At 61.0% G+C, this 7915-nt stretch carries 7 protein-coding genes and 1 pseudogene; 5 read left to right on the forward strand and 3 right to left on the reverse strand.

Features of this window, described 5'->3' with window-relative positions; genetic code table 11:
• Positions 1–169 precede the first annotated feature (169 nt).
• A complete protein-coding gene (locus KFO72_RS40750; RefSeq protein WP_225034471.1) occupies positions 170–1354 on the reverse strand; it encodes an acyltransferase family protein in 1185 nt (394 codons plus the stop codon).
• Positions 1355–1595: 241 nt separating this feature from the next.
• On the opposite strand from KFO72_RS40750, the gene KFO72_RS40755 reads away from it, so the two are divergent.
• Positions 1596–1739, forward strand: a complete 144-nt coding sequence (locus KFO72_RS40755) for a hypothetical protein (protein WP_007749838.1) — start codon at positions 1596–1598, stop codon at positions 1737–1739.
• A 263-nt stretch (positions 1740–2002) separates the two neighbouring features.
• Positions 2003–2896, forward strand: coding sequence for a UTP--glucose-1-phosphate uridylyltransferase GalU (gene galU / locus KFO72_RS40760; protein WP_036005763.1), 894 nt, complete (start codon positions 2003–2005; stop codon positions 2894–2896).
• Positions 2897–2969: 73 nt separating this feature from the next.
• Here the strand turns inward: galU and KFO72_RS40765 are convergent, their stop codons facing one another.
• Together KFO72_RS40765 and KFO72_RS40770 are read right to left on the reverse strand one after the other, a co-directional pair.
• Entirely contained in the window at positions 2970–3641 is a 672-nt protein-coding gene (locus KFO72_RS40765) for a phosphoribosyltransferase (RefSeq protein WP_225034472.1), read from the reverse strand.
• A gap of 36 nt (positions 3642–3677) precedes the next feature.
• The gene (locus tag KFO72_RS40770; protein WP_225034473.1) at positions 3678–4448 is read right to left on the reverse strand and encodes an IclR family transcriptional regulator C-terminal domain-containing protein; all 771 of its coding nucleotides are present in this window, start codon (positions 4446–4448) and stop codon (positions 3678–3680) included.
• Positions 4449–4827: 379 nt separating this feature from the next.
• Between KFO72_RS40770 and KFO72_RS40775 the strand changes: the two genes are divergently transcribed.
• The 3 genes and pseudogenes from KFO72_RS40775 to KFO72_RS40785 form a co-directional block, all read left to right on the forward strand.
• On the forward strand, positions 4828–5673 hold the full coding sequence (locus KFO72_RS40775) for a 3-keto-5-aminohexanoate cleavage protein (RefSeq protein WP_054930516.1): 846 nt from the start codon (positions 4828–4830) through the stop codon (positions 5671–5673).
• A 26-nt stretch (positions 5674–5699) separates the two neighbouring features.
• Positions 5700–7592, forward strand: a complete 1893-nt coding sequence (locus KFO72_RS40780; RefSeq protein ID WP_225034474.1) for a bifunctional sugar phosphate isomerase/epimerase/4-hydroxyphenylpyruvate dioxygenase family protein — start codon at positions 5700–5702, stop codon at positions 7590–7592.
• Between the two features lie 199 nt (positions 7593–7791).
• Positions 7792–7915, forward strand: a pseudogene (locus tag KFO72_RS40785) (porin); the annotation flags it as partial.

Here is a 7915-nt window from a genome sequence, read left to right on the forward strand (position 1 = left end):
CGGCGGCAAAGAAAAGTAGGTGCCGCCCCGCACAGGGGCGACGCGTGAAGCGAGACAACGCATCGCGGATGCCAGCGCAAAGACCAATACACCGACCGGCGACGACGCGTGAAGCAAGACAACAAAACGCGGATGCCAACGCAACCACAAACCAGCCCAATCCCACAAGTTACGGCACCCGCCCACTAGCAGACTTCAAACTACCGGACCACTTCATCGCCGGCAACTCGACACAACGATAAAAAACCCATGCAACGACAAGTGCCACAAGCATAAAACCAAAAGTCGGCAAGATCGACAACTGCAACACCGAGCGATACAACACAGAAGAGAGCAACACAAAAATGGGCAAATGAATCGAATAGAGCGAGAAGCTGAAGTCACCAAAGCGGGAAAGCAACCGAATCACAGGCGTCTCGCTATGCTGCCGGCTCTTGAGAGCCGCATTCAGATAGCACGCAAACCCAACGGCCCAAAACTGAAACGCCAGGTACTGCCCAAAGCGAAAGGCAACACACCCAAGCACGGTCAGCAAAACGGCCAACCCATACATCAGCCACGGCACGTGCTTACGCGACGAACCATCGCCACGCTTGATCTGCAATTCAGCGATCCATGCCCCGAGCATCCACGAGAACCAGAACGACGTAAAGAACTGCAAGTCATGCCGCTCGAACACAAAAACCGACACCACATTAACGAGCGCCACCATCCCAAGCACAGGCAAGATCCCAAGCCTGCGCCGCAGCGCGAAAACCAGCGGATAGACCACATAAAACTGCACTTCTAGCGACAGCGTCCACAGCGCGCCATTCGACCCATACGTCTTGCCGGCCACGCCTTGCAGCGAGAACAGATTGACAAAAAACGCCTGCGGCCCGATATCGAGAATCTTGTGATTGACGGGGGGAAATTGCAGGCTGGCCCAATCAAGCGCGAGCGTCAGCAGCAGCGCAGCAAACAGCACAGGGTATATGCGCGCAAACCTCCGCGCCCAAAAATTCATCGCATCGAGCCGATACGCAGAATTGTTCGCGAGACGCTGCGCAGCGCCGCGATGAATGCAATACCCGCTAATAACAAAAAAAATCGGCACACCCGCCGAGCCCCACGCAATGGGCAGCGTCAGATACGCAACGATCGTATTCAGATCGAATGATTTGCCCACCACATGGTGAAAGCTCTGCATGCCCACCCATTCGACCTGGCGACAATGAAAATATGCCACCAGCAACGCGGCGAACCCGCGCATCGCGTCGATGACATGTTCCTTCCCGGCGACCTTCGCCTCGCTGCGCGTCCCCGGCGCAAAGGACAGGGACGAACGGGTGGCGTCCAGTGCTGTGTCGCTCATGCGCGGTCCTCAATCGTTGATGAATGAATTGGCGCGCTGCCTCCAGGAGGCAGCACGCCTGCTTGCGTATCCTAGGTGAAAGGGCGTGTAAAAAATCAACAAGAAATGATTGGAATTATTCAAGCCTTCATACTGACAATGAATTGTCGAAGCCGGTCGAAATTCAAATAGACACCCGAATTATTTGACGTTTTTTTCGTGTTACGTTGATGCGGGGAAAACTTCTGACAGGGGTGAGGTCATGAACCTGCATTTGATCGCCGGCGTCGCCGTGTTGCTGCTACTCGTTGCCGTGTCCGCGTACCGTGAAGCATTGCGCAACGAGCCGATCAGCCGTATCCGGATGAACCCGGAAAAGATGCCGCAGTTCGAGGAAAACGAATGAGCGCATGAGGGCGGCGCTCGCCCTCGGCACCATGGGCAAGATTTACGCGCGCCCACGCACGGCGCCCCGGATTGTTCGCGTCATTATTTCCGCATGATTTCAAATATCGGAACGACGCATTCGAAATGAACAATTTGAATTAATTTCAACAGGGCGCTATCAGTCCTTTCAAATAATTTTTGCGCTAGTCTTTTCCGGCACGACAATGCGCCGCCTCTCACGGCGATTGCATACATTCAATCAACCGAGTGGAAATGCATACCATGCTGAAAGTCACCAAAGCCGTCTTTCCTGTAGCGGGCCTCGGCACACGTTTTCTGCCCGCCACGAAGGCGAGCCCGAAGGAGATGCTGCCCATCGTCGATAAACCGCTGATCCAGTACGCGGTCGAAGAAGCGATCGCGGCAGGCATCACCGAAATGATCTTCGTCACAGGCCGCAGCAAGCGGGCAATCGAAGATCACTTCGACAAGTCCTATGAAATCGAGGCGGAACTCGAAGCGCGCGGCAAGGAGCAACTGCTCGATCTCGTGCGCAGCATCAAGCCGGCAAATGTGGATTGCTTCTACGTACGTCAGGCAGAAGCGCTCGGCCTCGGCCATGCTGTCATGTGCGCCGAAAAGCTGGTCGGCGACAGCCCGTTCGCCGTGATCCTCGCCGACGACCTGCTGCACAGCGAGCAGCCCGTGATGAAGCAACTCGTCGACGTGTTCAACCACTATCACAGCTCGGTCGTCGGTGTCGAAACCATCGCGCGCGAAGCGAGCCGCTCGTATGGCGTGGTCGACGGCAAGGAATGGGAAGAGGATGTGATCAAGCTGTCGGGCATCGTCGAGAAGCCGGCACCCGATAAGGCGCCGTCGAATCTCGGCGTGGTCGGCCGCTATGTGCTGATGCCGACCATCTTCAAGCACATTCGCGCGCTGAAGCCGGGCGCGGGCGGCGAACTGCAACTCACGGACGCGCTGCAATCGCTGCTGACGGAAGAGCAGGTGCTCGCGTATCGCTATTTCGGCACGCGCTTCGATTGCGGCAGCAAGATCGGCTATCTGAAGGCGACTGTCGAATTCGCGCTGCGTCACCCCGAAGTGCGCGGCGAGTTCGAAGACTACCTGCAAAGCTATCTGCCGTTGCATCTCACCGCGGCCGCCGCCTGAAAGCAACGCCTGCGGCAACGACGGCGCGTCTACCGGCCGTCGCGCTGCAGGTCAGTCGGTGCAAGCGCGCGCGTCATCCGCACGACGCGGGCCCGCTGGCCGACGATGCGCGTGCGAGTATTGCGCGCACATCGTCGTCGGTGGTTTCGCTGAAGTCCGAATAAAACTGGCTGACGCTGAAGAAGAGTTCCGGCGCGTTCACGCAGACATATTCGTCGACGTCGCCGCCGATGCGCCCGGCCGCGTCGGACGGCGCGACGGGCAACGCCGCGACGATTCTCGCCGGCGCGCGTGCGCGCAATGCGCGTGCGGCCACCTTCATTGAAGCACCCGTTGCGAGCCCGTCGTCGACGATGATCGCGATGCGGCCCGTCACGTCGACGCGCGCGCGCAACGGGTCGCGAAACAGCGTCTCGCGCCGCGCAAGTTGCGCTTTCTCCTCCGCGAGGACGCGTTCGAATTCGGGCTGCGATACGCCCGTCTCGCGCATCAGTTCTTCATCCACATACAGCGCATCGCCCGATGCAATCGCGCCCATTGCCAGCTCGCATTGCCACGGCACGCCGAGCTTGCGCACCACGAGCACGTCGAGCGGCGCGCCGAGCGCACGCGCGACCTCATACGCAACGGGCACGCCGCCGCGCGGCAGCCCGAGCACGACGACATCGTCGCGTTGCGCGTAATGCTTCAGTTGAACGGCGAGCGCACGGCCCGCGTCGGCGCGATCCGCAAAACGACCGTACATGATTCGCTCCCACGTCCGCTACCTCTACGTCATTCACTATAGGACGTTGAGCATCGACAGCGCCGATTCCTGCAGCGCGCGCAATACGCGATTGAGCGCCGCTTCCGACGTTTCCTTGCCCATCGGCATGTTCGTGCTGAGCGCCGCGACCACTTCGCCATGGCGGTTCTTCATCGGCACGGCGACGCCGCGCACGCCGATATCCAGCTGCTGCTCGATTACCGCGAACCCGTCGGCCTGCGCGCGGCGGACCTTTTCGAGCAGGCCGGTCTTGTTCGTGAGCGTGTGCGGCGTGAAGGGCTTGAGTTCAGCGTCGTTGAGCCACGTCTGCATCGCGTCCTGATCGCGGTGATACGCGAGCAGCACGACGCCGGGGGAGGTGAGCGGGGCGGGCACGCGCGCACCGAGCACGAAACCCGTCGTCATCACACGCGACGTGCCGTTGCGCGCGATGAACACCAGTTCCCAATCGTCGAGCACGCTTACGTAGACGGATTCGTTGATCGTCGCGCTCAGTTGCTGCAGATACGGCTGCACGGTTTTCGGCAGCCGCGCCGAATCGAAATACGACCAGCCGACGCGCAGCACCCGCGGCGTCAAGCCGTACAGCTTGCCGTCGCCCTGCACATAGCCGAGATGTTCGAGCGTCAACAGATAGCGGCGCGCGGCCGTGCGGGTCATGCCCGTCAGTTGCGCGGCCTGGCTCGGCGTGAGCCGGGCATGTTCGCTGTCGAACGACTCGAGGATCGCGAGCCCTTTTTCGAGGCCCGCGATCCAGTCGCGTTTGTCCAATGGCGGTCGGTTCATGGCAATCGTTCCCTGATTTTGCGCGGCTAACGTATCGGTATGCGCGATTATCGCTCAGTTGTCGACGACTGCGCGCCGTTGGTCGATAGCGCCGCGAGCACCCGGGAACACCGTTTCGCCCGCTTGTGAATCGGGCGGGAAACCTCGCCCGCACTGTATGCGCCACACGACACCCAGCCTGGTGCAAACCCGCGAAGCGCGCGTTAATCGCACAGAAACGTGCGATTAACGCACGTTTCGGGCATCGGGAGCATTGCCCACCCCAGGGCGCTTGCCTATTCTTGAGCCACCTCAGCGCTTCAGGCCGCGCCGCACCGGATGGGCACATCGGATGCGGCGCGCAAGCGGCATCACAGGTTTCATCGAGAAAGGTTCTGCCATGAGTCACGCCACGAATCAGCCTTGCATCATTTCCGTCGCGATCACGGGTTCCGTGCCGCGCAAGAAGGACAACCCGGCGGTGCCGATCTCGATTCCCGAGCAGGTCGAGAGCACCCATGAAGCCTATGAAGCCGGCGCGACCCTCGTGCATCTGCACGTGCGCGACGAAGAAGAGCGTTCGAGTTCCGACCGCAGCAGCTTCGCGAAGCTGCAGGAAGGCATCCGCAAGCATTGCCCGGACATCATCATCCAGTTTTCGACGGGCGGGCGCGGCCGTTCCTTCGAGCAACGCGGCGCGATGCTCGATTTGCGGCCTGACATGGCGTCGCTGGCCACGGGCTCGGTGAACTTCCCGACCACGGTCTACGAGAATCCCCCCGATTTCGTGCGCACGCTCGCGCAGACGATGCTCGATCACGACGTGAAGCCCGAAATCGAAATCTTCGACCTGGCCATGCTGTACAGCACCGTCGATCTCGTGCAACAGGGCCTGTTGAAAGAGCCCGTGCATGTGCAGTTCGTGATGGGCGTGAAGAACGCATTGCCCGCGCGCCGCGAGATTCTCGAATTCGAAGTGGCGCAACTGCAGAAGCTGCTGCCGAGCGCGACATGGACGGCCGCGGGCATCGGCCGGCATCAGCTCGAGGTGAACTACTGGACGCTCGAAATGGGCGGCCATTGCCGCACGGGGCTCGAGGACAACGTGCGCTGGGACAAGGACACGCTGGCGAAAAGCAATGCGCAACTCGTCGAGCGCGTGGCGAAGCTGTGCGGCGAATTCGGCCGTCCTGTCGCGACGCCCAGGCAGGCTCGCGAGATGCTGGCGCTCAAGCCCGCCGCGTAAACACGATTCCCGAACCAAGCCCTATCATGCTTCGCTCCATTGCCACTGTGTCGGTTAGCGGCACGCTCGTCGAGAAGCTCGCGGCGATTCGCGCGGCGGGTTTCGACGGCGTCGAGATCTTCGAAAACGATCTGCTGTACTTCGACGGCTCGCCCGCCGACATCCGCAAACGTTGCGCCGATCTCGGCCTGCAGATCACGCTGTTCCAGCCGTTCCGCGATTTCGAGGGCGTTTCGAAGGAGCGGCTCGCGCAAAACCTGAACCGCGCGCAGCGCAAGTTCGAGCTGATGCATGAACTCGGCACGGATCTCGTGCTCGTGTGCAGCAGCGTCAATCCAAACGTGATCGCGGACGATGCGCTGATCGTCGATCAGCTCGGCCAGCTTGCGTTGCTCGCCGAGCGCGAAGGCGTGCGCGTGGGCTTCGAGGCACTGGCGTGGGGCAAGTACGTGAACTCGTATCGACACGCATGGCAGCTCGTCGATGCCGTCGATCATCCGAGTCTCGGCCTGATACTCGACAGCTTCCATACGCTGTCGATCGACGACCCGATCGATCCCATCGCGGAGATTCCCGGCGACCGCATCGCCTTCGTGCAGATCGCGGATGCGCCGCGGCAGAAGATGGACGTGCTGGAGTGGAGCCGGCACTTTCGATGCTTCCCCGGGCAAGGCGATCTCGATGTCGCCGGCTTCGCGGAGCGCGTGCTTGCGACGGGTTATCAAGGTCCGTTTTCGCTCGAAATTTTCAACGACGGCTTTCGCGCCGCGCCGACAGCGGCGACGGCTGCCGATGGCTACCGCTCGCTGCTGTATCTCGAAGAGCAGGCCGGGCTCAAGGGCGCCCGCTCGAAGGATGGTCAGCCGCTCTTCACGCCGCCTGCGCCGCCCGCGCATTCGGGCTTCCAGTTCATCGAGTTCGCCGTCGATGCGACCAGCGTGCCGCGTCTTGCGCAGCGCTTCGCCGAAGCGGGCTTTCATGCGGCGGGCAAGCATCGTTCGAAGGATGTGACGCTGTATCAGCAGGGCGGGGCGTCGATCGTGCTGAACGCGGAGACCGATTCGTTCGCCAGCGAGTTCTTCCATCGGCACGGGCTGTCGCTGTGCGCGTCGGCGTTTCAGGTCGACGATGCCGCGCGTGTGTTCGAACGCGCGACGTCGTTCGGCTATGCACCGTTCTCGGGCCGCGTCGGCCCGAACGAACGCGTCGTGCCGGGTGTGCGCGCGCCCGATGGCAGCCTGCATTACTTCGTCGATGCGCGGCCCGACGAGCCGACGCTATATGAAGCCGACTTCGTGCTGAGCGCGCCTGACAGTGAACGCACGCAAGCGGTGCAGGGCGAGTTGAAGCGCATCGATCACGTGTGTCTCGACCTGCCTGCCGACGCACTCGATACATGGATTCTCTACTTCAAGGCTGTGTTCGGTTTCGATGCGGAGCCTGCCTGGTTGCTTCCCGATCCTTACGGACTCGTGCGCAGCCGCGCGGTGCGCAGCGCCGATGGATCGGTGCGAATCGTTCTGAACGCTTCCGTGGACGGACGGACTTCGACTGCGCAATCGCTGCACACGTATCGTGGAACGGGCCTCAATCACGTTGCATTCGACACCGACAATATTTTCGCGGCCGTCGAACAGTTGCGCGCACGCGACGTTCAGCTATTGAGAATCCCGTCGAACTATTACGATGACCTTGAAGCGCGTTACGATTTCGCCGACGGCATCGTGAACCAGATGAAAGACGCCCACATCCTCTACGACAGGGACGCGCAGGGCGGCGAGTTCTTCCATGTGTACACCGAGCAGATGGATGGCCGCTTCTTTCTGGAGGTCGTGCAGCGCAAGGGCGGTTACGACGGATACGGCGCGGTCAATGCGCCTGTGAGACTCGCGGCGCAGGCCCAGCGCAAGCACGGCTAGGCGCAACGGTATGCAGCGAAGGATCGCACGGGCCGATAGTGGTGGTTTCCCGTAGCCATCCTCATAGCATCCGGATTTTCCAGCATTACTTCAGGTTTTCGTACTACCCGCAGCACCGGCGGCGACGGCATTCGCTTGTCCCGCCGCAACAAAACGATGCGACGCATCGTCATAACACTCAAGATAAAAGGATCAGGAGATGAAACGACGTTACCCCGAAGTCAAAGCCGCCCTGGCTGGCGCAGCGATGCTGGCCACGCTGCCTGCCTTCGCGCAAAGCAGCGTGACGCTGTACGGCATCGTCGATAACGGCATCGGTTATC

Origin of the sequence: Paraburkholderia sp. XV, assembly GCF_020177535.1 — a bacterium.
Classification (GTDB): domain Bacteria; phylum Pseudomonadota; class Gammaproteobacteria; order Burkholderiales; family Burkholderiaceae; genus Paraburkholderia; species Paraburkholderia caribensis.

Coding starts and splice junctions, on each gene's coding strand:
- KFO72_RS40765 (WP_225034472.1), bottom strand. CDS start 3,641: ATGTACGGTCGTTTTGCGGATCGCGCCGACGCGGGCCGTGCGCTCGCC.
- KFO72_RS40755 (WP_007749838.1), top strand. CDS start 1,596: ATGAACCTGCATTTGATCGCCGGCGTCGCCGTGTTGCTGCTACTCGTT.
- KFO72_RS40770 (WP_225034473.1), bottom strand. CDS start 4,448: ATGAACCGACCGCCATTGGACAAACGCGACTGGATCGCGGGCCTCGAA.
- galU (WP_036005763.1), top strand. CDS start 2,003: ATGCTGAAAGTCACCAAAGCCGTCTTTCCTGTAGCGGGCCTCGGCACA.
- KFO72_RS40750 (WP_225034471.1), bottom strand. CDS start 1,354: ATGAGCGACACAGCACTGGACGCCACCCGTTCGTCCCTGTCCTTTGCG.
- KFO72_RS40780 (WP_225034474.1), top strand. CDS start 5,700: ATGCTTCGCTCCATTGCCACTGTGTCGGTTAGCGGCACGCTCGTCGAG.
- KFO72_RS40775 (WP_054930516.1), top strand. CDS start 4,828: ATGAGTCACGCCACGAATCAGCCTTGCATCATTTCCGTCGCGATCACG.